Consider the following 23,354-nt stretch of genomic DNA (forward strand, 5'->3'; position numbering starts at 1 on the left):
ATGAGAATAACACTTTTATCGGTAATGATGAGTATGCTGTGCCTGAACATGCAGGCACAGACCGGCGATATGAATGCGTTTGTCAGTGGGCTGATGAGCAAGATGACGCTGGAGGAGAAATTGGGACAGTTGAACCTGGCACCAGCCAGCGACGAGATTGTGACGGGTGGCGCCGTGAATACGGAAGTAGGACAGCGTATCGCCGATGGTCTGCTGGGTGGTGTGTTCAACCTGAAAGGTGTGGATAAGATACGCGCCCTGCAGGACATCGCCGTGAAACGGTCGCGACTGGGTATCCCGCTCATCGTGGGCATGGACGTGATTCATGGCTACGAGACCATCTTCCCCATACCACTGGCATTGGCATGCTCGTGGGACCTGAAAGCGATTGAAGAGATGGCGCGCATCTCGGCCCGTGAGGCTTCGGCCGACGGTATCAACTGGGTCTATTCACCCATGGTGGATATCTGTGTGGACGCCCGTTGGGGCCGCATAGCCGAGGGTGCCGGCGAGGATCCCTTCCTGGGAGGCGAGGTGGCCAAGGCCTACGTGCGCGGCTATCAGGGCGACAGTTATACGCCCGACCATGTGATGGCCTGCGTGAAGCACTATGCCCTCTATGGAGCAGTGGAGGCCGGACGCGACTATAACACGGTGGATATGAGCCGACTGCGCATGTACAACCAGTATTTCCCTCCTTATAAGGCAGCTGCTGAGGCCGGTGCAGGCTCGTATATGTCGAGCTTTAACATCGTTGACGGACAGCATGCCACGGCCAACCGCTGGTTGCTGACCGACGTGCTGCGCAAGCAGTGGAAATTTGATGGCTTCGTGGTGACCGACTATGGTTCTATTGGCGAGATGACCACCTGGGGCTTTGGCAACCTGAAGAGCAACTCGGCCAAGGCACTGAAGGCCGGAACAGATATGGACATGTGCTCGAATGGATTTATCAACACGCTGGCAGCATCGCTGAAAGATGGGTCGGTGACGATGGCCGACATAGACCAGGCTTGTCGTCGTGTGTTGGAAGCTAAATGGAAACTGGGACTGTTTGACAATCCTTACCGTCATCTGGACGCCAAACGCCGCGCAAAAGATATCTTTACCACATCACATCGTGCCGCTGCCAGAAAGATGGCTACAGAGACTTTCGTGTTGTTGAAGAACCAGAATGACCTGCTGCCCTTGACCATGGATAAGACCATCGCGCTGATAGGTCCGCTGGCCAACGACCGTGCCAACATCGCTGGCACATGGTGTGTGGCCTATACGCCAGAGCGCTATGCCACCATTAAAGAGGCTTTGGAGCGCCGCCTGCCCAAAGGCAAGCTGCTCTATGCGCAAGGGTGTAACCTGACACGTGATGAGGCTCTGCAGAAAGCGGCCGAGTTTGGAAAGACCATCCCCCGTGTGGATGCCGTACAGGCTAAGGCAGAGGCGCTGGCCATTGCCCAGAAGGCCGACGTCATCGTATGTGCCATGGGCGAGTGTGCCGATTTCTCGGGCGAGTCGTCGAGTCGTGCCACGTTGGAGATGCCCGACGAGCAGCGCGAGCTGCTGGCCGAATTGGTGAAGTTGGGCAAACCTGTCGTGCTGCTCCATTTCTCGGGTCGCCCCACGGTGCTCACTTGGGAACAGCAGCATGTGGATGCCATCATGAACGTGTGGTTTGCAGGTTCGGAGGCTGGCGATGCCATTGCCGATGTGCTGTTTGGCAAGGCTGCGCCCAGTGGCAAACTGACAGTGACCATGCCGCAGGCCATCGGTCAGGTGCCCATGTACTATAACCACCTGAACACAGGTCGCCCCGTGCCAGAGGGTGCTAAGAACTATCGTAAGTATCAGAGTAACTACTTGGAACTGCGCAATGATCCGCTCTATCCATTCGGCTACGGACTGACCTATACCACTTTCAACTACTCAGACCTGTCGCTCAGCAGTGCCGTGATGGCAGCAGACGGCAGCATAGAGGCCAGTGTGACCGTAACAAATACGGGAAAGCGCGATGGCGATGAGATTGTGCAGTTGTATATCCATCAGCAGGCAGCCTCGGTGGCACGCCCCGTGAAGGAACTGAAAGGTTTTCAGAGAATACAACTGAAGGCTGGAGAAAAAAGAAAGGTGACTTTCCGCATCGGTCGTAAACAACTGCAGTATTACGATGCAGAAGGCAACAGCGTGTTGGAACCAGGAGTCTTCGATGTGATAATAGGTTCAGACAGCCGTCGTGTGTCAACAGCGACACTTCGTGTAGAATAACAGTCTCATTCTTCCGACTGTTCGTGTTTTCGCTCCGTTTCGGCAATGGCAGCATCATAGCCTGTCAGTGCTGCAAACGGAGCGAATTGTGCAGCACGGTTCCACATCGACATCTGCGGATGTCGCTTAGACACGTGGTGTGGCAAATTTATAATATCGTCGTATGTATCCATAAAATAATAGAACTTCTCACCTCTCACTTCTCACCTCTCACTTCTCACCTCTCACTTCTCACCTCTCATCTCTCATCTTGCGCCAAAGGCGCACTACGCCTTATGCCCTCCAATCTGGCTGTTGCGCTCTTTGGCGGTGGCACCTTCTTTGAAGTTCAGACCGCGCAGGATGGCATTCTTACCAAAGCGCTGTTTGATCTTCAGTTGTGCCTCTTGCAGTTTGCGTTCCTTCTCCAACCGGTCTTGCTCTTCCTGCTGCTGTTGTTGCAGTTGGTCATAGTCCGTGAAGAGGTCCAGCTGCTGAACCGTGTTCTGCTGTGGTTGGGCGGTGACTTCTGATGTGACATGATTGGTGGTGAGGCTCAGACGTCGAACCAGCAAGATAGGGTTCACGCAGCGGTCGAAGATGCTGGTGGCCCCTTCCATAATGAGGCGCGATGACGATGTGGGCGTGGCAAACGAGTAGGAGCCATGTGCATGTTTGGGCACCGGCTTGCCGTAGTGGTTGATGGTGATCTCGCCCTGATACCGATCGCGGATGTCGGGACGCGTGAGACACTCGGTGTCGTAGCTCACGGTGAGCACCAGTTGGTCGGTGACCAGTCGTTTGCGCACCAGGTCTAAGGCCATGCCTTCTGCCATCTCTTGCACCACCACGCGCGCTTGTTCGGCGCTGTAGGGCGACTGCAGAACCTGTCCGCTGCTGAAGGAGTTGCTCTCCGGCCTGTAGGCCTTGACCGCCTCTATGGTACATGGCTCCCATCCCCAGGCGTGGTCTATCAGCAGTTCGGCATTCACGCCAAAGAGCTTGTAGAGCAGTTCTTCGCTGAGCACCGACTGGCGGGCCAACTGTCCCATGGTCTCGATACCGTGGCGGGCCAGTTTCTCGGCGATGCCATGGCCCACACGCCAGAATTTCGTGATGGGGCGGTAGTCCCAGAGTTGGCGTCGGTAGCTCTGCTCGTCGAGTTCGGCAATGCGCACGCCATCCTTGTCGGCAGGCATTTTCTTGGCCACAATGTCCATCGCCACCTTACAGAGGTACAGGTTGGTGCCGATGCCGGCGGTGGCGGTGATGCCCGTTTGCTGCAAGACATCGCGTATCATGGTCATGGCCAACTGGTGGGCCGTCATCTTATAGGAGCCGAGATAGGCCGTGACGTCCATGAAGACCTCGTCGATGGAATAAACGTGGATGTCCTCGGGCGCTACGTACTTCAGGTAGATGTTGTAGATGTTGGCGCTGACCTCGATGTAGTGTGCCATTCGTGGTTTGGCAATGATAAAGTCAACGCCCTTTGCCTTCTGATAAACTTCAAACAGGCGTGCTCTGCCGCCGATGCCATAGGCTTTCAGTGATGGCGTCACTGCCAGACAGATGGTCTTTTCGGTGCGGCTCTCGTCGGCCACCACGAGATTGGTGGACAGAGGATCGAGTCCCCTGTTCACGCACTCTACTGAAGCATAAAACGACTTCAGGTCAATGGCTATGTATGTTCGTTGTGACGACAAGACGGTCGAAAGACTTTGTGGGAAAAGCAGTGGCTTACTCAACCACGGTGATGCGCATCTCGATGTCGTCAACAGGTCTGTCGGCACGACCGGTGGCGGTGCCCTGGATCATCTCAACCACGTCGAGACCTTGCTCCACTTCACCAAAGACCGTGTACTGTCCGTCGAGATGCGGTGTGCCGCCGACGGTAGAGTAGAGCTTCAACTGCTCGTCAGTAAGACCTTCCTTGCCCACCTGGCCCTCGGCCTCGGCTACCAGTTTGTCTTGCAGCTCCTGCAGACCGGCACGGTTTCTGTCGCGTCGCATCTGCATAATCTCTGTGCGATGCTGGGCAGCCAGTGCGTTGAAGACATCCTGAACCTTCTGCATGCGCAGTTGCTTGGAGAACTGGCGCAGCTGTCCTTCGTTGTAAACCTGTCCCCAGACGATGTAGAACTGCGAACCGCTGCTGCGACGTTCGGGGTTCACCTCGTCGCCCTGACGGGCTGCAGCCAAGGCACCGCGCTTATGAAACAGGTTGCTCTTGATCTCGGCTTCGAGGGTATAATCGGGACCACCCACGCCCAGCATCTTGCCGGCAGGGGCACCTTTCGAATCGGGGTCTCCGCCCTGAATCATGAAGTCTTTAATCACGCGATGGAACAGGGTGCCATCATAGTAGCCCTCTTTCACCAACTTGATAAAATTGTCACGGTGGATAGGGGTCTCATCGTAGAGGCGAACAATGATGTCGCCCAGCATGGTTTGGATATTTACTTTCATAGTAATTGCTGATACTTAGTGGTTTTCTTATTATTTATCGGTGCAAAATTACAAAAAAAAGGGAAATTATAACTATCTTTGCAGTTGGTTTTTAAAATAATGAAGATGAAACGCAAGAAGCTATGGATGCTGACAGCTGTGCTGTTGATAGGTGCAGTGGCGCTGTATGCGCTGTCGGCAACACAACGTGATATAACACAGGAAATGGTGTTGGTGCCCGAGGCGCCCGACTATAGTGACTCCACCATGTGGATAACGGTGGATAGCGACAGTTGTGGCAACGGTGCCGACGTTTTCTATGTGGTGTCCACATGGGAGGAAGACTGGCAGGATGAGGCTGGCAGAACCAGTCACTATGCCGATGTGTGGAACGAGCATCATCGTAAACATATGGCCCGCGAGATGAACAAGGTGGCAGCCTATATGGCACCAGGCAACAGGTTTTACGCGCCCTACTACCGCCACGCTACGATAGAGACCTTCATGGTGGCCGATGAAGACAGCATTCGCCGTCGTGCTCGCATGGCGATGGACGATGTGTGCGCAGCCTTCGACTATTTCCTGGCGCGACGCGACTCTACGCGTCCGTTGATAGTGGCAGGATTCAGTCAGGGCGGCATGGCCGTGGTAGAACTGCTGAAGCACATGAGCGACGACACCTACCGCCAGTTGGCAGCCGCCTATGTGCTGGGCTACAAGGTGACGGAGGCCGACACGCTGCAGTCGAAGCACCTGAAAGCGGCGCAAGGCGAGAGCGATACGGGTGTCACCATCTGTTATAACACGGTGAAAGATGTGAAGTATGCCCATCCCGTGATTGCGGCTACCTGTATGAGCATCAACCCCGTGAACTGGCATACGGATGCGACACCGGCAGTGCTGCACGACACCATCACCGTCACACTGTCGCCCGAGCATCATGTGCTGGTGGTGAAAGGCTATGATGGCAAGGAGTATCCGCCGTATAAGGGATTCCTGAACGTGGGCGACATCCACAGTTGTGAGCCCTGGCTCTACAGTGAGTGTCTGCAGCGAAATATCAAGGTACGTGCCCAAGCCTGGCGTCATCGCAAAGAATAGTTTCAGCACCTCTGCGTTAAACTCTCAATTTAACTTCTCATTAAGATCATGGAATACTTACCCAAGGATCCTGCTATACTGGTATCGAGCGTTAATATGTTGCTGCGCGACGACGAGTTCGATACCTTGGAGTCGCTATGTTATAATTTCAATACGGAGCCAGAAGATCTGAAGAGTTACCTAAAGGGTAACGGCTTTGTGTACAGTGAACAGCAACGGCAGTTTCGCCCCATTGGTTATGATGCAGTAAGATGATGACAAAAGATAGTATTGAGACGGCTTATAGCTTCCTGCATCAGAAGCAGAGGATCTATGCACACTCCACGCTCGACTGGCAGAAAGACGACATCGAGATGGCTATTGCTGACTATGCTGATTCTATGAACCAGGAGTTGTATGCGTTGATTAGCGATGGTAAGGAGGATTTCTTGCACGACCATGCGTGTTTTCTGGAAGATATCACCAAAGCTGTCGAGGTACTAGAACAGATGTTGTAACTCAGCATGCCGAAATGAGTGATTGGGTATTATATTATTTGCTTGGCGTAAACATCCTGACATTCCTTGTTTACGGCATAGACAAGTCTAAGGCAAAACGGAAGGCTTGGCGCATTTCGGAATGTACGTTACTGATGTTGGCAGTGATTGGTGGCAGCGTCGGTGCACTGTTTGCGATGAGGCTTTTCCATCATAAGACGTTGCATAAGAAGTTCAGGTATGGCGTTCCGCTCATCATGGCGCTACAAGTAGTGGTGGCTTTAATGCTCATTTAATCTTTCCCCACTTCGTCTATGTAGTTTCTCCACCTGGTTACTGCATTTTACTAACCCAACAACAACGCCTTACTAACCCAAAAGTGCCACTTTTCTAATTTACGACTTAAGTCGAAAGATCTCACGACTGGAGTCAACAGTTCTCACGACTTAAGTCGAAAGATCTCACGACTGGAGTCAACAGTTCTCACGACTTAAGTCGAAAGATCTCACGACTGGAGTCAACAGATCTCACGACTTAAGTCGAAAGATAGCCAAAGTGCCACTATTGAGTTACAAAGGTGCTGCTATAACCCCATCAAAGTGCCGTTGTTGGATTCTTGGGTGAGGGGCTCAAGCGTGAGAAAACAAAAAAAGAGGTCTTGTGACCTCTTCTTTTTTGTGATCCCTGCAGTATCAATGCGCTGCTGATAAACTTGCTTGGCAGAATACTCGTTGGCGGCGTCGATGTCGTCGTTATTATCGCGCCAACGCCTTGCAGACGCCTCGATTGCTTCAAGAGGGTCTTCTATTCTTTGTAGTTCGGATTCCGTTTGAGAATATGCATTATCTCCTTTCCGTTCTTGTCGTAGATCGTCTCCCCGATGTGCATTGGTACCTCGTGAGATACTTCCAATTCCTTTCCGTTGATTGTTAGAAAGGCGTCCTTGTTGCTGTCTGTTTTCATTTTTGAAAAATTCTCTTAATTTGTTTGCAAAGTTAATAAAATCTTGGTTACCACCAAACTTATTAGTCATAAAAGCATCTGCTCCGTACTGTTTAACAATGTTTTCAACCAAGAAAGAACAGGCTTCGCTCTTCCATTTGTTCGGGCTATAGTTTCTTTTTATTTCATCATGCACGTCTGGGTAATACTTCTGTAAGATATTGAAGCAAACGCTTCCGTATCTATCCCGAAGCTCCGCGGGCAGAGAGTTCCAGAAGCTATGTGTCTGCTCGTGCCACCACACATGTTCACCATCAGCTTCATTCTTAATCTTGTCACCAAAGATAACAACAATGTCAACACTGGAGAAGTGAACACCTGCAGTATTTGGGTAGTTGTAACTTTCCTCAATCAAGCCAAATACGTAGTCGCTAACTTTTCCTCTCAGTTGTTCAAGATCATCACGACTGCTGATTACCTGTGTTATGGCAATACCGCTAAGGCCGAACTTCTTAGGAATGTTATAGACGTGTGCGGCAAGACCTTCAATCTTTCGCGCTTTTTGATTGTCACGGAAAGAATTTGCAGCCTGTTCAATAGCTTCCATTGGGTCGGTGGTGTCAATCTTCTGGGCATCCATCTTTTTTGTACCCATAGCTGCCATACCGCGTACCTTTGTAGTACTCATTCCATGCAGCTTCGTTGAAGTTCTCAATCAAATAATCAAGACGCTTAATGATTTGGTCATAGACATTTACTTCCTTTGCACCTGGCATTGTTTGGTTCTGCTTGATGCCAAAGAACATCAAAATGCCGGCTTTCAGTTTTGCCCAAAGGCCAACGCAACTGCATCGACCTGTTCTGAAGCAAGGCCGCTCGTTTTTCCACTTTCAAATGCGGAAAACATTTCTTCCTTGGTTTTATAACCAAGTTCTTCTCTTACAAAGTCGAGTGTAGAATCCTTCTTTGGAAAGAACTTTTCCTTAAGGCGTTTGAATGCGTTTGCGATGGAGTCTGCTATTCCACTTGGAATAACGGAACCGATGGCAAACTTTCCTCCGATGCTTGCAGGTTTATAGGGTGATTTCTCCTGAGTGATGTCTGCAAGCGGCTTCTTTGGCTTCCCGTCTGTTTTGGTGACAACTATTCCTCCATCTGGAACAGAAGCAACTGTTCCGCCCTGCTCAATTCCTGGGGTGTCATTTGTTCCGTTTCCGTTGTCTTCTCCGAAGAGATTTCCAGGTTGCCCTGACTGTCGAGTTCCTCCAGCCTTGCCAAAAGTCGATCCAGTTGTTCCTTTAAACTTTCCTTTGCCATTGGTGCTTCCTGTATAGGTTTGATTTCCTTGCGAAGTTTGTCCCACTGGCTGCGCAGTTGCTCCCAAAGGCTGGTCTCCCCCTTCCGTCCTGCTTCCTCCATTTTCATTCGCAGTTGTTCCATTTGGCTGGTTTGTGCCTCCGTTGGGAGTTTCATTAACTTCTCCTGTTCCTCTATTGCCTCCTGATACGACTGTCCCGATGCCGCTTTCTCCACTAGTTCCAGCAATTCCTTCATTGTTGCCGCCTTGCTCCACTCCTGCTTCGGTACTACCGCCCACAGAAGTGCTTCCGGGTAACTCAGTTGGCGTATTGTCACCATTACTTTCTCCTGTTCCATATTCTCGTTTATGTTAATACCTTTTTCTGCTGCCCATTCGCCTACAGTTTTTGTTACGCCTTTGATATGAACCCCAAAAGTTTTTTGTCTAACTTTCGGGGTTCATATCACTTTCTGTGCGTTGCTTGCGTTTGAAGAATTAATATCCTCCACGGTCAGCGGGTGTTCAGAAATAAGATTCTCTCTCTCTCTCGTTTGTGTAGATGGTTGTGTGGAAGTAGAAGGTGTTGCGTCTTCTACTGCCTTCGGCAGCATTGCTAGAATTTCCTCCTGCAGTGATGGCAGGCCCTCCTTCGCCCGTCTCTCGTCCTCCAGACGGATTGTTGTCTGTGCCGTTTTCTCCCCCCTCTTGGCTGCTTTGAATGTCGCCAGCCACAGGTACAGTTCTTTGTCTTCCATACTCAATACCAAATATTTGTTTAATTGCTTCTTCTTTTGTCAGTTTGTCGTTAGTTGTTGGTTCATCGAAAAGACCGACTTCCCTAGTGGATCTGCTTACAAGGTCGTAGTATTCGCGCAAGCGTGTTGATAAAGTCTTCTGGTCCTTAAGACAAGCATACAACTTAGTTCACTTGATGGCAAAGTTACTGTATTTTCCGTCATCGTATGTTCCATCTAAGTTAATTTGTCTTAACCAATCGCTAACAACGGCATCTGCAGCACGTCTGCGGTCCTCGTAGCTACGGCTTTTAATGCCTGCAAACTGCGGAGAAGATACGGTTAATTCATGGAAAGCCTGAATGCTCTTCTGCAGTTCCTTTAAAATAGAACCTTCGCCTGTTATAGAAAGCTCTCAACCTACGAAGTTTATCAATATCTATGTTACCATATGTACACCTCTTAATCAACTGTTAGACAGTTTATTATCTTAATTTTTAAGGGGTTGTGAGGGCTTATGTTTGACCTCTCAAGCCCACTTTTTTTGTGAACCGCTTGGGGCTCGAACTCAAGACCCCAACATTAAAAGTGTTGTGCTCTACCAACTGAGCTAGTGGATCAACCTCAGTGCTTTTAAATAAAAGCGGGTGCAAAGGTACAAATTATGGCTAATAAAAATTTAAATCATATATAATTCGAACAAAACGTTGTCTTTTTGCCCCAAAAGTTGTAATTTTGCAAACATATTAGAAAGATAGAAGGTATTATGACAATAGAGGATGTAAAAGTGATCATACAAGGTGACGAGACTCGTACGTTGGAAATGAAGAAAACAACGGGTGAGTTAAAGGATGGTATGCGTTCAGCTTGTGCCTTTCTTAATACCGCAGGTGGCTGGCTGTTCTTTGGTATTGCCCCAACGACACTGAAGATACTTGGGCAGGAGGTGACAGACAATACACGAAAGGAGATTGCCAGAGAGGTTGCGAAGCTGGAACCACTGATAGATCTTCCTGTTGAATACATTGATGTACCGAATCGTCCAGACTGTCAGGTCATAGCCATTCATCTGGATGCTCCTTCTTATTGGGATGTACCATATACATACGATAATAAACCGTATATGCGAATTGAGAGCACAACGGTAGTCATGCCTCGTGACATCTTCGAAGACCGTCTGATGCGTAGCAAATCTAATCGTCATAAATGGGAAGACCAGATTTGTGAAGGCATAACCATTGCTGATATGGAGGAACAGCGTATTCGTGGTGGTGTTCGTCTTGGCGTAGAACGGGGTAGGATGCCTGAGTCATCGCTCATGGAAACTACGGAAAGCCTTGTTGAGAAACTAAAACTAACCACGAATGGGAAACTGAAAAATGCAGCAGCAGCATTGTTCCTCCGAGATACAAGTCAGTTTCCTCAGTTCCTGCTTCGCATGGCTCGCTTTCGTGGCAACGACAAGATGGAATTTGTCGACAACCAAAGAGCATATGGCAACTTCTTCACTTTGCTTGATGCTGGTATGGCGTTCTTTTTCAAACATCTTTCCCTCAGTGGCAAGATAGTGGGCTTTACAAGAGAAGAGAAACTGGAGATTCCAGCCGAAGCGTTGCGTGAAGCCTTGACGAATGCCCTTTGTCATAGGCAATTCCATAACACCAGTAGCTCCGTAGGCATCGCCATCTATGATGATCGTGTGGAGATTGAGAACACTGGTCATTTGCCGGATGAATTGACTATTGAGACCATTAAGCAATCCCATCATTCATTTCCTCAGAACCCGACTATTGCTGATGTGTTATTCAAAACAACATTCCTGGAGAACTGGGGCAGTGGTGTCGGTCGTATGGTAGATGCTTGTAAGCAAGCTAATCTTCCAGAACCAGAGTTCAATCAGAATGCGGCATTCGTGTGGGTCACGTTCAAACGTGCAACCATACAACCGTACAACCGTACAACCCCACAAGTTAATACCCCCTCAACCCCCTCAACCCCCTCAACCTCAAAACGCGAGATAGCAAAAGCTAAGCGTTTAAAAGCTTTATTATCCGCTATTGGAGCAAATGGCTCAAATCTGAGAGCCTTGATGGAATCGATGCAGAGAAAGGATAGAAAAGGATTTGTGAGCACATATATTGTGCCAAACATAGAAGCAGGTTATATTGCGATGCTTTATCCTGAGGCTCCAAATCATCCAATGCAATCATACTATCTAACGAAGAAGGGCAGAGAGTTATTGGAACAACTCTAATAAGTGTTAATGAGCCATTTCGTGGTATATAAGCCAGTTTGTAAAATCTTGTTGTAGGGGCTAAGTGGTGCAAAAGTGGTGCTGATCCGCTTGTGGCTCGCGCTCGAGCTAGCTCGCTTTCACCAAGCATAGCGACTGAAAGAACCCTTGGGTGAGGGGCTCAAGCGTGAGAAAACAAAAGAAGAGGTCTTGCGACCTCTTCTTTTTGTGATCCGCTTGGGGCTCGAACCCAAGACCCCAACATTAAAAGTGTTGTGCTCTACCAACTGAGCTAGCGGATCAACCTCAGTGCTTTTGAGTAAAAGCGGGTGCAAAGGTACGAACTTTTTTTGAACCCGCCAAATTTATTGCGATGTTTTTTCGTTTTTTGCTTTTTCTTCGGCTATGGCATGCTGATAACAAGTGCGGCAAAGGGGCTCGTATTCTTGTGTTTCGCCCAGCAGCACGCGCTTGTCGTTTTGCACTTTTCGGTGACTGACGTAAGCCAGCGAACCGCATTTGACGCAGATGGCATGCACCTTGGTGACATCGTCGGCAATGGCGCAAAGGGCAGGCATAGGACCAAAGGGAACACCACGGAAGTCCATGTCAAGTCCTGCCACGATGACACGAACGCCACGGTTGGCCAGTTCGTTGCACACGTTGACAATGCCATCGTCGAAGAACTGAGCCTCGTCGATGCCCACCACGTCGATGTCGCTGGTCAGCAAGAGAATGCTGGCCGAGGATTCAATGGGTGTTGACTGGATATGTTTTTGGTCGTGGCTCACCACGTCTTCCTCGGAATAGCGCACATCAATGGCTGGTTTGAATATCTCCACGCGCTGCTTGGCAAACTGAGCGCGGCGCATGCGTCGGATCAGTTCTTCGGTTTTTCCGGAAAACATGGATCCGCAAACCACTTCGATTCTGCCGGGACGATGGTTCTCGCCTGTTGTAGGATATGTAATCATGGTGCAAAGATAGCAAAAAGTTTATACTTCGTAGTTCGTTGGTCAGAGTTTTTTTTAGTAAAATGTTGTTAATTTGCGCCAATTATGAATTGCGAACTACAAACAATGAACTAAAAATCACTACCTTTGCATCCGATATGGGAACATTATATATAGTACCCACGCCTGTGGGCAATATGGAAGATATGACGCTGCGCGCCATACGCATCCTAAAGGAAGTCGATTTGATATTGGCCGAGGATACCCGTACATCGGGCATCCTGCTGAAGCATTTCGACATTAAGAATCAGTTGCTTTCCCATCACAAATTCAACGAACATGGCACCAGTGCCTCGGTGGTTCAACGATTGCTGGCCGGACAAAACGTGGCACTGATCAGCGATGCAGGAACGCCCGGCATCAGCGACCCTGGTTTCTTTCTGGCCCGTGAGGCTGTGAGGGCTGGGGTGGAGGTGCAGTGCCTGCCTGGAGCAACGGCTTTTGTGCCGGCGCTGGTGAGCAGCGGACTGCCCTGCGACCGCTTTGCCTTCGAAGGCTTCTTGCCTCAGAAGAAAGGACGCCAGACGAAGTTGCAATCGCTGGTTGACGAGGAGCGCACCATGATTTTCTATGAGTCGCCCTACAGATTGTTAAAGACCCTGCAGCAGTTTGCTGAGTTTTTTGGTGCCGACCGCCAGGTGAGTGTGTGCCGAGAAATTTCGAAGATACACGAAGAGAGCGTGCGTGGCAGTCTTGAGGAGGTCATTGCACACTTTACGGCTACCGAGCCCCGTGGCGAGATAGTCATTGTGCTGGCTGGAAAGAGTTGAGCTTGCTTAAGATCTTAGTTTTTGAACATAATAAATATAATAAAGTATATGAAAAAGATTTTGGTATGGTGCGTTTGCATGTTGGCTGTTGTCGCATGTAAGAATGGTGCTAAGGATGCCAATGACTTGGCTCTGAATCATACGATTGATTCGTTGAACAGAGTGAACTATCAGAAGGATAGCGAAATTAGCGATATGCTGGAAACTCTGAACGTGATACAGGAAGGTTTTAAGGCCATCAACGAGGCTGAAGGTCGCGTCACCGTGGAGCGTACAGGTGAGGGCGCTAACAACGAGACCAAGATTCGTGAGAATGTGCAGTTTATCCAATCGAAACTTGCTGAGAACCGTGAGTTGATCAATAAGTTGCGCATCCGTCTGCGTGAAGGCAGCATTGCCAGCGAACAACTGAAGAAGACGGTGGAGAGCCTCTCTGAGCAGTTGCAGGCCAAGACTGCCGAGCTCGAGGAACTGCGTAAGGAACTGGCTGAGAAAGATATCCACATTGCTGAGCTGGATGAAAAGGTAAGTAATCTGGCAGATAATGTGAGCACGCTGGCCGAGGACAACAAGCACAAGCAGGAGACCATCACGACGCAGGATAAGGAGTTGAACACAGCTTGGTTTGTGTTTGGCACAAAGAAAGAGCTGAAAGAGCAGAACATCCTGAAGAAGGGTGAGGTGCTGCAGGGCAACTTCAACAAGAACTACTTCACAAAGATCGACATCCGTGTGGATAAAGAGATCAAGTTGATGTCTCGCGATGCTAAGTTGCTGACCAATCATCCTGCCGGAACTTACAACCTGTTGCGTGATGCCAACAAGCAGTATGTGCTGCGCATCACTGATCCCCAGCGCTTCTGGAGCACCAGTAAGTACCTGGTTGTTCAGGTAAAGTAATATAAAAACAACATGCGACAGCCCATCGGGTTGTCGCATGTTGTTTTTATGAGGTTAGCGTTTTTCGCGGAAGAACGTCTGCATCAACTCGCGACATTCTTCTTCCAGTACGCCGCCTATGGCCTGCGCTTTCGGATGCAGGGCGTGGGCGGCATATTTCTGATAGCCGCGCTTCTCGTCGGCACAACCAAAGACCACCCTTGGTATCTGTGCCCAACCGATGGCACCGGCGCACATCACGCAAGGCTCAACGGTGACGTAGAGCGTACATTCAGTGAGGTATTTGCCTCCCAGTTCGTTGGCAGCCATCGTGATAGCTTGCATCTCGGCATGTGCTGTCACGTCGGTCAGCGTCTCGGTCAGGTTGTGTGCGCGGGCAATAATTCTGTCCTTGCACACCACAACAGCCCCAATGGGTATCTCTCCTTCGCGCAGTGCCAGCTGGGCTTCAGCCAGCGCTTTGCGCATATACTGTTCGTCTTTATTTTGTTGCTCCATGATGCAAAAGTACGAAAATTATTTCGTACTTTTGCAACGTGGAATGGAAAATCATTCATATTGACGAGACTGACAGCACCAACCGGTGGTTGTGCGAGCACCTGCAACCGGCGGTTGATGACCAGCAGTGCGTCGCTGTTTGGACCGACTACCAAACGGCGGGGCGTGGCTGTGGCACCAACACGTGGGAGTCGGAACGTGGCAAGAACCTGCTGTTCTCGCTTCTGATTCATCCCCAGGCCCTTCCGGCCAACAAGCAGTTTCACATCTCAATGGCTATCTCGTTGGCCATCTGTCAGGTCCTTGATCAGCAGATAGGCGATGTCAGCATCAAGTGGCCCAACGATATCTATTGGCGCAACGGTAAGTTGGCGGGCATCCTCATAGAAAACCAGCTCCAGGGGACTGGCATCCATGACAGCATCATTGGCGTTGGTCTGAATGTGAATCAGCGCCAGTTTCTGTCGAAAGCCCCCAATCCGGTGTCGCTCTTTCAGATTCATGGGCATGAGACCAGTCGTCAGCAGTTGTTGGAGGATATTCTGCAAGCCTTCGACCGCTTGTTGGACCAAGACCTGAAGGCTGCCTATTGTGCCCGTCTCTATCGTCGAAAGGGCTTTCATCCCTATGCCGATGCGAATGGTCCTTTTATGGCCGAGATAACAGATGTTGAGGCGGATGGCCATCTTTGTCTGTGCGACGACAATGGACAGAAGCGGCGCTATGCGTTCAAGGAGGTGAGCTTCATTATATAGGTTGTTACGACCTCTTAGCAACGAAACAAAGTATAAACAAAATATTATTGATTATGGCAAGATTTAAAAGAATCCTCCTGAAGCTCTCGGGCGAGAGTCTGATGGGAAAGCAGGGCTTCGGTATCGACCCTGAGCGTCTGAGCGACTATGCTCAGCAGATTAAGGAAATAGCCGAGATGGGTGTGCAGATTGGCATTGTCATTGGTGGTGGCAACATCTTCCGTGGCCTCAGTGGCAGTCAGAAAGGCTTCGACCGCGTGAAGGGCGACCAGATGGGCATGTGTGCCACAGTCATCAACTCGCTGGCCCTCTCGTCGGCACTGGGTGCCATTGGCGTGAAGAACAAGGTGATGACGGCCATCCGCATGGAACCTATCGGTGAGTTCTATACCAAGTGGAAGGCCATCGAGGCTATGGAGCAGGGACAGGTGTGCATCTTCTCTGCAGGCACAGGCTCTCCTTACTTCACCACCGACACCGGTTCATCGTTGCGCGGCATCGAGATTGAGGCAGATGTGATGTTGAAGGGTACTCGTGTGGATGGAATCTACACGGCCGACCCCGAGAAGGATCCCACGGCAACCAAGTTTAATGATATCACTTATAAGGAGGTGTTGGCACGCGGTCTGAAGGTGATGGATCTCACCGCCATCTGCATGTGTCAAGACAATAATTTGCCTATCTATGTGTTCAATATGGACATCGTGGGCAATCTGAAAAAGGTGATGGAAGGCGAGGAGATTGGCACCTTGGTGCACAACTAATCGTTGTTTACTCCTCAACGAAATCTACATATTCGCCCTCATCCTGGGCGAATATTTTTTTGCTTGTATTTTCTCTTTGATCAAAGATGGTGTGTCCGTCTTCGGTCCTTGTGGTGTAGGTCTTGTGCTGCTTAGCTTGCTCCTGATAGTTCTTCTGACTGCGCTCATTACTGCCTTTGAAGTAGTCTTTGGCAAACTGCGGACCTTGTCGCTCTTGTTGCTGATAGTAGTATTTGTTGGACTTGCGCTGAAACTCCTCGTCGCTCATCTCTCCATGCATGTATCTGCGTACCATGCGTATGATTCTGCCAATATAGAACATCACCACCAGGAAAACCGAGGCGGCTGCAACAACAAGGGCGAGAAACAAAAATACGAAGAAATCCATGCGAAGTCTTTTTAGCGTTTATAGCAAAGGGCTGATAGGATGATATACCACAGAATGACCACAGCGATGCCTGCAATGCCAAGAGCGGCCAGCATCACGGCGCTGCTGATCACAAAGATATACTTCACCTCGTTGCCTTTCCATCCCCACGTCTTGAATTTCAGTGCAAACATGGGAACCTCTGACACGAGCAGATAGCTGAACACAAATACTAGTGCCAGCATACCATATATATATAATGGTGAAGAACTCAGCCAGTCGCCGCCACCTACTATCAGTGCACCCCAGAACAGGGCGTTGGCAGGTGTGGGCAGTCCGATGAATCCCATGGCCTGTCGCTCGTCAAGGTTGAACTTAGCCAGTCGTAATGCCGAGAAGGCAGCCATGATAAAGGCCAGGAATGGCACCAGTGGGTGGTGGATATGCTGCTGACACAAGAAATCGAAGATGATGGCAGAGGGCGCAAAGCCAAAGGTGATATCGTCGGCCAGCGAGTCCAGCTCCTTGCCGATGGGCGAGGACACGTGGAGCAGGCGAGCCGTCATGCCGTCACAGAAGTCGAAGGCAGCACCAATCACGATGAACAGCAGTGCCAACTGATGTTCGCTCTGAAAGGCCCAATAGGTGGCGATGCAACCAGAAATCAGGTTGCAGCACGTGATGATGTTAGGTATGTGCTTCTTCATAGCAGTGCTTCTTTGAACAGCTTAGGGCAGTTTCGCAATGACGGTCAGGTCGCCCGTGGTGGGCTGTCCCATTTTGACGCAGGGCTGAGCGCCCAGTGGCAGATAGACATCCACGCGTGAGCCCAGCTTGATAAAGCCCAGGTGCTCGTCGATGTAGCAATCCTCTTCCTCTTTTGCGTAGGTCACAATGCGGCGGGCCATGGCGCCAGCCACCTGTCTCACCAGTATGTTTTCGCCGTTAGGCATCTCAATCATGGTGTCGGCATGCTCGTTTTCCAGACTAGCCTTGGGCAACCATGCACGATGATAGTTGCCGTCGAAGTGCTTCACGAACTTCACGCGGCCGTCAACAGGAAACCAGTTGGCATGTACATTCAGCGGACTCATGAAAATGCTAATCATCAGTCGCTTGTCGTGGAAATACTCGTCTTCATCTGTTTCTTCAATCACCACCACCTTACCGTCGGCAGGTGCTACCACCGTCTTCTCTGTGTCGCCATTGAAGTAGCGAATAGGACAGCGATAGAAGTTCAGCATCAGCAGCCAGGCCGTGCCGAAAATAGCGATGAATATGGCGAATGGTATAGGTGTGTCAAAAGAGCGCCAGAGGATCACTGCTACGGCAATGACGAAAAACAAACTATATAGAAGTTCGTCCGTTCCTTCACGGTGAATTCTGATCTTCTTGAGCTTCTTAATTCTTTCTCCCATGGTTAGTTTTTAAATTTACCCTGCAAAGGTAATGCTTTTCTGTCAATAAATCAAAGTTTTTATTGATTTCTTTGTCTTTTTGCTACTGAATAGACCTTTTTTCGCCACTTTGGCGCTCTCGCTTCGAACTTACTTAGCATTGGGAAGAAAAAAATAAATGGGTTTCGGAAAAAAAAGAAAATACTTTCTTTGTATTGCGCTCAAGTTTTCGTAACTTTGCCCTCATAATATTTTTAGTTATGGTAAAGCATATCATTCTTTGGACATTAAATCCCGAACTATCGGAAAGTGAAAAGCAAGAAGTAAAGGCAGGTATCAAGGCCGGACTCGAAGGACTCATGGGCAAGGTGCCCGGACTTCTCGAAGTGAAAGTGCATATCGACGGACGTCTCGACTCGTCGAATGCCGACGTGATGCTCGACTCCACACTCGAGTCGGCCGAGGCGCTGAAAGGCTATGTCCAGCATCCTGAGCATGTGGCTGTGGCCAACAGCAAGGTTCGTCCCTATACTGTTAGTCGTACGTGTCTTGACTTCGAAATTTAAATCGGCGCATGGAAGACTTCATACACCTGCACGTACACACATATTATTCCATACTTGACGGACAGTCAAAGATCAAGAACTTGGTGGACAAAGCCATCAAGGATGGCATGCGTGGCATGGCCATTACCGACCACGGCGACATGTTCGGCATCAAGGAGTTCCACGACATTGTGATGGGTGTGAACAAGGGCCGCAAGAAGGAGGGCCTTGATCCCTTCATCCCCATCTTCGGTTGTGAGATGTATGTGGCGAAGCATGGTCCTAAGGAGCAGAAGAACGGTCGTGAGGACCAGAGCGGTTATCACCTCATCGTGTTGGCCAAGAACTATCAGGGCTATAAGAACCTGATCAAGCTGGTGTCAAACTCGTGGGTGGATGGCTACTATATGCGTCCGCGTACAGACCGTGCCGAGCTGGAGCGATACCACGAGGGACTTATTGTTTGTTCGGCATGTATTGCCGGCGAGGTGCCTCATAAGATTCTGGCCGGCGATATGGCTGGCGCACGTGAGGCGCTCGAATGGTATCATAATATCTTTGGCGACGACTATTACCTGGAACTTCAGCGCCACGAAGTGAAAGACCCCTCGCAGCGTGCTAATCGCGAGACCTTCCCATTGCAGCAGCAGGCCAACAAGGTGCTCATTGAGCTGGCCCGTGAGTATGGCATCAAGCTGATTTGTTCTAATGATGTTCACTTCGTGGACCAGGAGAATGCAGAGGCCCACGACCACCTGCTCTGTCTTTCCACGGGTAAGGATCTAGACGATCCCTCGCGTATGCTCTACTCCAAGCAGGAGTGGTTCAAGACCCAGGCCGAGATGAATGAAATCTTCAGCGATGTGCCCGAGGCTTTGAGCAACACACTCGAGATTCTGAATAAGTGCGAGATCTATTCCATCGACCACGACCCTATCATGCCATTCTATCCCATTCCCGAGAGCTTTGGTACTGAGGAAGCGTGGCGAGAGCGCATCACCGAGGAGATGCTCTACGAGGAGTTCACCCGCGATGAAAACGGACTGAACCCCATGTCGCGTGAGGATGGTGAGAAGAAAATCAAAAAACTGGGAGGCTACGACAAACTCTATCGCATCAAGTTTGAGGCCGACTATCTGGCCGAGCTTGCCTATAAAGGCGGTAAGGAACGCTATCTGCCCAACGACGAGCTGGTGCTCGACAAGGTAGAGGTGGACACCGGCAATCCCCAATCACATTATACCATATTACACTCGTCGCTGCCTAAGGAGGTGGACGACCGCATCCGTTTTGAGCTGCACATCATGAAGACCATGGGTTTCCCGGGCTACTTCCTCATTGTGCAAGACTTTATCAACTCGGCACGCGACGAACTCGACGTGTGGGTGGGCCCCGGACGTGGTTCGGCAGCCGGTTCGGTGGTGGCCTATTGTCTGGGTATCACCAAGATAGACCCACTAAAGTACGACCTGCTGTTCGAGCGTTTCCTGAATCCCGACCGTATCTCGTTGCCTGATATCGATACCGACTTCGACGATGACGGTCGCGGTAAGGTGCTGAAATGGGTGATGGACAAGTACGGACACGAGAACTGTGCGCACATCATCACCTATGCCTCGATGGCCACCAAGAACTCTATCAAGGACGTGGCACGTGTTGAGAAGTTGCCACTCAGCGTGTCGAATGCGCTGTGTAAGGCCATCCCCGACCGTCTGCCCGATGGGTTGAAGATGAACCTGAGCAACGCCATCAAGTGCGTGCCAGAGTTGCGCGATGCCGAAGCCTCTAGCGACCCTGTTCTGGCCAACACCATTAAGTATGCCAAGATGCTGGAGGGCACTGTGCGCGGTACGGGTATTCATGCCTGTGGCTTCATCATCTGCCGCGACCCTATCAGCGACTGGGTGCCAGTCTCTACGGCCGACGACCCCGACTTCAAGGATACCAAGACCAACTGTACGCAGTACGACGGCCACGTCATCGAGTCCACCGGACTCATCAAGATGGACTTTCTGGGCCTGAAAACGCTGTCCGAGCAGAAGGAGGCCTGCGCCATCATCAAGCAGACACGCGGCATCGATATCGACCTGGACCACATCCCCATTGACGACCCCAAGACCTACGAGCTCTATCAGCAAGGTCGCACCATCGGTACCTTCCAGTTTGAGTCGGCAGGTATGCAGAAGTATCTGCGCGAGCTCCATCCCACTGTGTTCGAGGACCTCATTGCCATGAACGCCCTCTACCGTCCGGGACCTATGGACTATATCCCTTCGTTCATTGCCCGTAAGAACGGTCGTGAGGAGATCAAATACGACATCCCCTGCATGGAGAAATACCTGAAGGATACCTATGGCATCACCGTCTATCAGGAGCAGGTGATGTTGCTCTCCCGTCAGCTGGCCGACTTCACCCGTGGTGAGAGTGACGCGCTGCGTAAGGCCATGGGTAAGAAGAAAAAGGATATCGTAGATGCCATGAAGCCTAAGTTCATCGAGGGCGGTAAGAAGAATGGTCACGATCCGAAGGTGCTCGACAAGATTTGGGCCGACTGGGAGAAGTTTGCATCCTATGCATTCAACAAGTCGCATGCTGCCTGCTATTCGTGGGTGGCCTATCAGACTGCCTACCTCAAGGCCAACTATCCTGCCGAGTTCATGGCAGCCATCATGAGTCGCCGTCGCGATCAGATCACTGAGATCACCAAACTGATGGATGAGTGCAAGCAGATGGGCATTGCCACGCTGGGTCCCGATGTGAACGAGTCCTATCAGAAGTTCGGTGTCAACCATAAGGGTGAGATCCGTTTCGGTCTGGCAGCCATCAAGGGTCTGGGCGACAATGCTGCCCTGGCCATCATCTCCGAGCGTGAGTCCAACGGCCCCTATAAGGACATCTTCGATTTTGCTCAGCGCATCAACTTCTCCAGTGTCAACCGTAAGGCTTTCGAGTCGTTGGCACTGAGTGGCGGTTTCGACAGCTTTGGCATCCGTCGTGAGATCTATTTTGCAGAGAACAACAAGGGCGAGCTGTTCCTCGACTCGCTGGTGCGCTATGGCCAGATGTATCAGCAGGCTAAAAACGAAGCGCAGAACTCGCTCTTCGGTGGCTTCGATGATATCGAGATAGCTACACCGCCCGTCCCCAAAACCGATGCTCGCTGGAGCGACATCGAGCGCTTGAATAAAGAGCGCGACCTGGTGGGCATCTATCTCTCGGCCCATCCGCTCGACGAATATAAGATCATTCTCGATAACCTCTGCAACACCCGTTGCGAGGAACTGAAAGACCAGTCGCAGATGAACGACCGCGAGGATATTGTGCTGGGAGGCATTGTCACCAATGTGCGCTCCAGCTTCACCAAGACGGGCAAGCCCTGCGGTTTCGTCACGCTCGAAGACTTCAATGGATCTGGCGAGCTGGCTTTCTTTGGCGAGGACTGGGGCCGCTTCAATGGCTGGTTCACAGAGGGTGCAGCCGTCTATATCACAGGTAAGATGAAGGCGCGCTTCTACAATGAGAATCAGAAAGAACTGAAGGTGGGCAATGTGGAGTATCTGCAGACCATCAAGGAGAAGGCTATTGAGACCATCACCATCCAGCTCAACGTAGAACTGCTCAACGATCAGATCGTGACCGAGCTCAACGACCTGATCGACGAACATCCTGGCAGTACCAAACTGTTGTTCCTGCTGCGCGACACCACAGGCAAGCGCCACATGCTGCTGCGCTCGCAGAACAAAGCCATCGATGTGCGCCACACGCTCATAGACTATATCGAGCGCACCGAGGCGCTGGACTACACCATCAATTAGTCATTGGCATGATATTTGCACAGACTATTTATGAAATATCCTAGTATTAACAAATTAAAGTGAAAAGTTATGGAAGTACAAATCACAAGCGAGAATTTTAAGGAGTTGAAGAATGGCAACCTGCCACTCGTGCTCGATTTCTGGGCAACATGGTGTGGTCCTTGCCGTCTGGTAGGTCCTATCCTGTCTGAACTTGCAGAGAAATATGATGGTAAGATTGTTGTAGGTAAGTGTGATGTAGAGGAGAACGAAGAGCTCGCCATGGAGTTCGGCATCCGCAACATCCCTACCGTACTCTTCTTCAAGGGTGGCCAGCAGGTAGATAAGGTTGTTGGCGCCATGTCAAAGCAGGTATTCGACGAGAAGTTCCAGTCTTTGCTCTAAGCCCATGGCAACGATGGACGAAGAACTCCTCATGGACGAGGAGGAGAACCGCCGCGAGCTGGCGTTTATCCGCAAACAGGTGCCCGCCGATGTCAAAGAGAAGTATTCCGATGCCCAGATCCTCTGGATGATGGACACCATTGTTGACTACTATTTCTCTTCTGGCATCCTCGAAAGTGCCGACGAGGAAGTGGAAATCGACCTAGAGAAGGTTGCTGACTATGTCTGTCAGCAGGCTAAGAAGGAGAAACAGGGGGCGTTCGATCCCCAGGAAGTCTTCTTCATCGTTCAGGCCGACCTCGACTTTCAGGAGCAAAACTGCTGATAACAAACATAAAAAGTACACTGAGTATGCTGAAGTGCCCCCGAAAAGTTGGACGTTAAATTAATCGTTAATTATTAATCTCTCTATAGTAGTGAGCTCGGTATTGTACCGGGCTCATTCCTTTTAACCTCAATTTTATTCTTTTATTGTTATACCAGAGAATATATTTCTTCAGTTGCTGCTCAAAATCCTCTACGGAGTCAAACTGATTAATGTATAGCAGTTCATTCTTCATCAGACCGAAGAAGTTCTCCATCATTGCATTATCCAAGCAATTTCCTTTTCTGGACATGCTTTGCACGATACCATGTTTTTTGAGCAGTTCTTGATACATCAGGTGTTGGTA

The 23,354-nt window shown here is 50.2% G+C and carries 26 protein-coding genes and 1 tRNA gene; 14 read left to right on the forward strand and 13 right to left on the reverse strand.

Going from position 1 to position 23,354, the window contains the following annotated elements; translation table 11 throughout:
- On the forward strand, window positions 1-2,262 hold the full coding sequence (bglX, locus tag T433_RS0106965) for a beta-glucosidase BglX (protein WP_027455318.1): 2,262 nt from the start codon (window positions 1-3) through the stop codon (window positions 2,260-2,262).
- Between the two features lie 5 nt (window positions 2,263-2,267).
- Here the strand turns inward: bglX and T433_RS16695 are convergent, their stop codons facing one another.
- The 3 genes from T433_RS16695 to T433_RS0106980 all read right to left on the reverse strand — a co-directional run bounded on the left by T433_RS16695 (window position 2,268) and on the right by T433_RS0106980 (window position 4,710).
- Window positions 2,268-2,435, reverse strand: coding sequence for a hypothetical protein (locus tag T433_RS16695; protein ID WP_169735260.1), 168 nt, complete (start codon window positions 2,433-2,435; stop codon window positions 2,268-2,270).
- Window positions 2,436-2,528: 93 nt separating this feature from the next.
- The gene (locus T433_RS0106975) at window positions 2,529-3,989 is read right to left on the reverse strand and encodes a Y-family DNA polymerase (RefSeq protein WP_248616497.1); all 1,461 of its coding nucleotides are present in this window, start codon (window positions 3,987-3,989) and stop codon (window positions 2,529-2,531) included.
- Window positions 3,982-4,710, reverse strand: a complete 729-nt coding sequence (locus T433_RS0106980) for a peptidylprolyl isomerase (RefSeq protein WP_027455320.1) — start codon at window positions 4,708-4,710, stop codon at window positions 3,982-3,984. The genes T433_RS0106975 and T433_RS0106980 overlap by 8 nt, the downstream gene beginning before the upstream one ends.
- Window positions 4,711-4,809: 99 nt before the next feature.
- Between T433_RS0106980 and T433_RS0106985 the strand changes: the two genes are divergently transcribed.
- Genes T433_RS0106985 through T433_RS0107000 form a run of 4 tightly spaced genes read left to right on the forward strand, consistent with a single transcriptional unit; the run spans window position 4,810 to window position 6,562 of the window.
- Complete coding sequence (locus T433_RS0106985; RefSeq protein WP_248616498.1) at window positions 4,810-5,790, forward strand: DUF3089 domain-containing protein; 981 nt, start codon at window positions 4,810-4,812, stop codon at window positions 5,788-5,790.
- 48 nt (window positions 5,791-5,838) lie between these two features.
- Window positions 5,839-6,045: a DUF4250 domain-containing protein gene (locus T433_RS0106990; protein ID WP_027449025.1), complete on the forward strand. Its 207-nt coding sequence runs from the start codon at window positions 5,839-5,841 to the stop codon at window positions 6,043-6,045.
- Window positions 6,042-6,287, forward strand: coding sequence for an MPN domain-containing protein (locus tag T433_RS0106995; protein WP_027455322.1), 246 nt, complete (start codon window positions 6,042-6,044; stop codon window positions 6,285-6,287). Before T433_RS0106990 ends, T433_RS0106995 begins: the two co-directional genes overlap by 4 nt.
- 14 nt (window positions 6,288-6,301) lie before the next feature.
- Window positions 6,302-6,562, forward strand: a complete 261-nt coding sequence (locus T433_RS0107000) for a DUF1294 domain-containing protein (RefSeq protein ID WP_027455323.1) — start codon at window positions 6,302-6,304, stop codon at window positions 6,560-6,562.
- A gap of 287 nt (window positions 6,563-6,849) precedes the next feature.
- On the opposite strand, the gene T433_RS0107005 is transcribed toward T433_RS0107000, so the two are convergent.
- From T433_RS0107005 to T433_RS0107020, 3 genes are all read right to left on the reverse strand, one after another.
- Complete coding sequence (locus T433_RS0107005) at window positions 6,850-7,896, reverse strand: hypothetical protein (RefSeq protein ID WP_155808419.1); 1,047 nt, start codon at window positions 7,894-7,896, stop codon at window positions 6,850-6,852.
- Between the two features lie 132 nt (window positions 7,897-8,028).
- Window positions 8,029-8,781, reverse strand: coding sequence for a hypothetical protein (locus T433_RS16475; RefSeq protein WP_155808420.1), 753 nt, complete (start codon window positions 8,779-8,781; stop codon window positions 8,029-8,031).
- A gap of 185 nt (window positions 8,782-8,966) precedes the next feature.
- Window positions 8,967-9,263, reverse strand: coding sequence for a hypothetical protein (locus tag T433_RS0107020; RefSeq protein ID WP_027455327.1), 297 nt, complete (start codon window positions 9,261-9,263; stop codon window positions 8,967-8,969).
- Window positions 9,264-10,008: 745 nt separating this feature from the next.
- Between T433_RS0107020 and T433_RS0107030 the strand changes: the two genes are divergently transcribed.
- Window positions 10,009-11,496: an ATP-binding protein gene (locus T433_RS0107030; protein ID WP_027455328.1), complete on the forward strand. Its 1,488-nt coding sequence runs from the start codon at window positions 10,009-10,011 to the stop codon at window positions 11,494-11,496.
- Between the two features lie 208 nt (window positions 11,497-11,704).
- Here the strand turns inward: T433_RS0107030 and T433_RS0107035 are convergent.
- Window positions 11,705-11,777 (reverse strand) — tRNA-Lys (locus T433_RS0107035).
- Between the two features lie 63 nt (window positions 11,778-11,840).
- Window positions 11,841-12,449 carry a thymidine kinase gene (locus tag T433_RS0107040; protein WP_044109396.1) on the reverse strand — a complete coding sequence of 203 codons (609 nt, stop codon included), beginning with the start codon at window positions 12,447-12,449 and terminating at the stop codon, window positions 11,841-11,843.
- A 137-nt stretch (window positions 12,450-12,586) separates the two neighbouring features.
- Between T433_RS0107040 and rsmI the strand changes: the two genes are divergently transcribed.
- Window positions 12,587-13,258 carry a 16S rRNA (cytidine(1402)-2'-O)-methyltransferase gene (gene rsmI, locus T433_RS0107045; RefSeq protein WP_027455329.1) on the forward strand — a complete coding sequence of 224 codons (672 nt, stop codon included), beginning with the start codon at window positions 12,587-12,589 and terminating at the stop codon, window positions 13,256-13,258.
- A gap of 48 nt (window positions 13,259-13,306) precedes the next feature.
- Window positions 13,307-14,158, forward strand: a complete 852-nt coding sequence (locus T433_RS0107050; protein WP_027449030.1) for a Cbp1 family collagen-binding glycoprotein adhesin — start codon at window positions 13,307-13,309, stop codon at window positions 14,156-14,158.
- 54 nt (window positions 14,159-14,212) lie between these two features.
- On the opposite strand, the gene T433_RS0107055 is transcribed toward T433_RS0107050, so the two are convergent.
- The gene (locus T433_RS0107055; RefSeq protein WP_027449031.1) at window positions 14,213-14,656 is read right to left on the reverse strand and encodes a nucleoside deaminase; all 444 of its coding nucleotides are present in this window, start codon (window positions 14,654-14,656) and stop codon (window positions 14,213-14,215) included.
- Between the two features lie 38 nt (window positions 14,657-14,694).
- Here T433_RS0107055 and T433_RS0107060 point away from each other — a divergent pair, with 38 nt between their 5' ends.
- Both T433_RS0107060 and pyrH read left to right on the forward strand, forming a co-directional pair.
- Window positions 14,695-15,411 (forward strand): biotin--[acetyl-CoA-carboxylase] ligase, encoded by a 717-nt coding sequence (locus T433_RS0107060; RefSeq protein ID WP_027455330.1) that lies wholly within the window; start codon window positions 14,695-14,697, stop codon window positions 15,409-15,411.
- A 53-nt stretch (window positions 15,412-15,464) separates the two neighbouring features.
- The gene (gene pyrH / locus T433_RS0107065) at window positions 15,465-16,175 is read left to right on the forward strand and encodes a UMP kinase (RefSeq protein WP_027449034.1); all 711 of its coding nucleotides are present in this window, start codon (window positions 15,465-15,467) and stop codon (window positions 16,173-16,175) included.
- Between the two features lie 7 nt (window positions 16,176-16,182).
- Here the strand turns inward: pyrH and T433_RS14915 are convergent, their stop codons facing one another.
- Genes T433_RS14915 through T433_RS0107080 form a run of 3 tightly spaced genes read right to left on the reverse strand, consistent with a single transcriptional unit; the run spans window position 16,183 to window position 17,960 of the window.
- Window positions 16,183-16,563, reverse strand: coding sequence for a DUF4834 family protein (locus T433_RS14915; RefSeq protein WP_044109398.1), 381 nt, complete (start codon window positions 16,561-16,563; stop codon window positions 16,183-16,185).
- An 11-nt stretch (window positions 16,564-16,574) separates the two neighbouring features.
- Window positions 16,575-17,249 carry a CDP-alcohol phosphatidyltransferase family protein gene (locus tag T433_RS0107075; protein ID WP_027449035.1) on the reverse strand — a complete coding sequence of 225 codons (675 nt, stop codon included), beginning with the start codon at window positions 17,247-17,249 and terminating at the stop codon, window positions 16,575-16,577.
- Between the two features lie 21 nt (window positions 17,250-17,270).
- Window positions 17,271-17,960, reverse strand: coding sequence for a phosphatidylserine decarboxylase family protein (locus T433_RS0107080; RefSeq protein WP_027449036.1), 690 nt, complete (start codon window positions 17,958-17,960; stop codon window positions 17,271-17,273).
- Window positions 17,961-18,199: 239 nt separating this feature from the next.
- Here T433_RS0107080 and T433_RS0107085 point away from each other — a divergent pair, with 239 nt between their 5' ends.
- The 4 genes from T433_RS0107085 (at window position 18,200) to T433_RS0107100 (ending at window position 23,008) form a co-directional block, all read left to right on the forward strand.
- Window positions 18,200-18,505 carry a Dabb family protein gene (locus T433_RS0107085; protein ID WP_027455331.1) on the forward strand — a complete coding sequence of 102 codons (306 nt, stop codon included), beginning with the start codon at window positions 18,200-18,202 and terminating at the stop codon, window positions 18,503-18,505.
- An 8-nt stretch (window positions 18,506-18,513) separates the two neighbouring features.
- Window positions 18,514-22,299 carry a DNA polymerase III subunit alpha gene (gene dnaE, locus T433_RS0107090; RefSeq protein WP_027449038.1) on the forward strand — a complete coding sequence of 1,262 codons (3,786 nt, stop codon included), beginning with the start codon at window positions 18,514-18,516 and terminating at the stop codon, window positions 22,297-22,299.
- 69 nt (window positions 22,300-22,368) lie between these two features.
- Entirely contained in the window at window positions 22,369-22,683 is a 315-nt protein-coding gene (gene trxA, locus T433_RS0107095; protein WP_027449039.1) for a thioredoxin, read from the forward strand.
- Between the two features lie 13 nt (window positions 22,684-22,696).
- Window positions 22,697-23,008, forward strand: coding sequence for a hypothetical protein (locus T433_RS0107100; protein ID WP_027449040.1), 312 nt, complete (start codon window positions 22,697-22,699; stop codon window positions 23,006-23,008).
- A gap of 67 nt (window positions 23,009-23,075) precedes the next feature.
- On the opposite strand, the gene T433_RS0107105 is transcribed toward T433_RS0107100, so the two are convergent.
- On the reverse strand, window positions 23,076-23,354 hold a 279-nt coding region (locus T433_RS0107105; RefSeq protein WP_027455332.1), incomplete at its 5' end, for an IS3 family transposase.

This window comes from Xylanibacter brevis ATCC 19188 (assembly GCF_000621725.1).
In the GTDB taxonomy this organism is placed as follows: domain Bacteria; phylum Bacteroidota; class Bacteroidia; order Bacteroidales; family Bacteroidaceae; genus Prevotella; species Prevotella brevis.

Bases quoted from the DNA above. Each gene is read 5' to 3' on its own strand.
- bglX (WP_027455318.1), top strand. From the start codon at position 1: ATGAGAATAACACTTTTATCGGTAATGATGAGTATGCTGTGCCTGAAC.
- T433_RS16695 (WP_169735260.1), bottom strand. From the start codon at position 2,435: ATGGATACATACGACGATATTATAAATTTGCCACACCACGTGTCTAAG.
- T433_RS0106980 (WP_027455320.1), bottom strand. From the start codon at position 4,710: ATGAAAGTAAATATCCAAACCATGCTGGGCGACATCATTGTTCGCCTC.
- T433_RS0106985 (WP_248616498.1), top strand. From the start codon at position 4,810: ATGAAGATGAAACGCAAGAAGCTATGGATGCTGACAGCTGTGCTGTTG.
- T433_RS0106990 (WP_027449025.1), top strand. From the start codon at position 5,839: ATGGAATACTTACCCAAGGATCCTGCTATACTGGTATCGAGCGTTAAT.
- T433_RS0106995 (WP_027455322.1), top strand. From the start codon at position 6,042: ATGATGACAAAAGATAGTATTGAGACGGCTTATAGCTTCCTGCATCAG.
- T433_RS0107000 (WP_027455323.1), top strand. From the start codon at position 6,302: ATGAGTGATTGGGTATTATATTATTTGCTTGGCGTAAACATCCTGACA.
- T433_RS0107005 (WP_155808419.1), bottom strand. From the start codon at position 7,896: ATGAGTACTACAAAGGTACGCGGTATGGCAGCTATGGGTACAAAAAAG.
- T433_RS0107020 (WP_027455327.1), bottom strand. From the start codon at position 9,263: ATGGAAGACAAAGAACTGTACCTGTGGCTGGCGACATTCAAAGCAGCC.
- T433_RS0107030 (WP_027455328.1), top strand. From the start codon at position 10,009: ATGACAATAGAGGATGTAAAAGTGATCATACAAGGTGACGAGACTCGT.
- T433_RS0107040 (WP_044109396.1), bottom strand. From the start codon at position 12,449: ATGATTACATATCCTACAACAGGCGAGAACCATCGTCCCGGCAGAATC.
- rsmI (WP_027455329.1), top strand. From the start codon at position 12,587: ATGGGAACATTATATATAGTACCCACGCCTGTGGGCAATATGGAAGAT.
- T433_RS0107050 (WP_027449030.1), top strand. From the start codon at position 13,307: ATGAAAAAGATTTTGGTATGGTGCGTTTGCATGTTGGCTGTTGTCGCA.
- T433_RS0107055 (WP_027449031.1), bottom strand. From the start codon at position 14,656: ATGGAGCAACAAAATAAAGACGAACAGTATATGCGCAAAGCGCTGGCT.
- pyrH (WP_027449034.1), top strand. From the start codon at position 15,465: ATGGCAAGATTTAAAAGAATCCTCCTGAAGCTCTCGGGCGAGAGTCTG.
- T433_RS14915 (WP_044109398.1), bottom strand. From the start codon at position 16,563: ATGGATTTCTTCGTATTTTTGTTTCTCGCCCTTGTTGTTGCAGCCGCC.
- T433_RS0107075 (WP_027449035.1), bottom strand. From the start codon at position 17,249: ATGAAGAAGCACATACCTAACATCATCACGTGCTGCAACCTGATTTCT.
- T433_RS0107080 (WP_027449036.1), bottom strand. From the start codon at position 17,960: ATGGGAGAAAGAATTAAGAAGCTCAAGAAGATCAGAATTCACCGTGAA.
- T433_RS0107085 (WP_027455331.1), top strand. From the start codon at position 18,200: ATGGTAAAGCATATCATTCTTTGGACATTAAATCCCGAACTATCGGAA.
- dnaE (WP_027449038.1), top strand. From the start codon at position 18,514: ATGGAAGACTTCATACACCTGCACGTACACACATATTATTCCATACTT.
- trxA (WP_027449039.1), top strand. From the start codon at position 22,369: ATGGAAGTACAAATCACAAGCGAGAATTTTAAGGAGTTGAAGAATGGC.
- T433_RS0107100 (WP_027449040.1), top strand. From the start codon at position 22,697: ATGGACGAAGAACTCCTCATGGACGAGGAGGAGAACCGCCGCGAGCTG.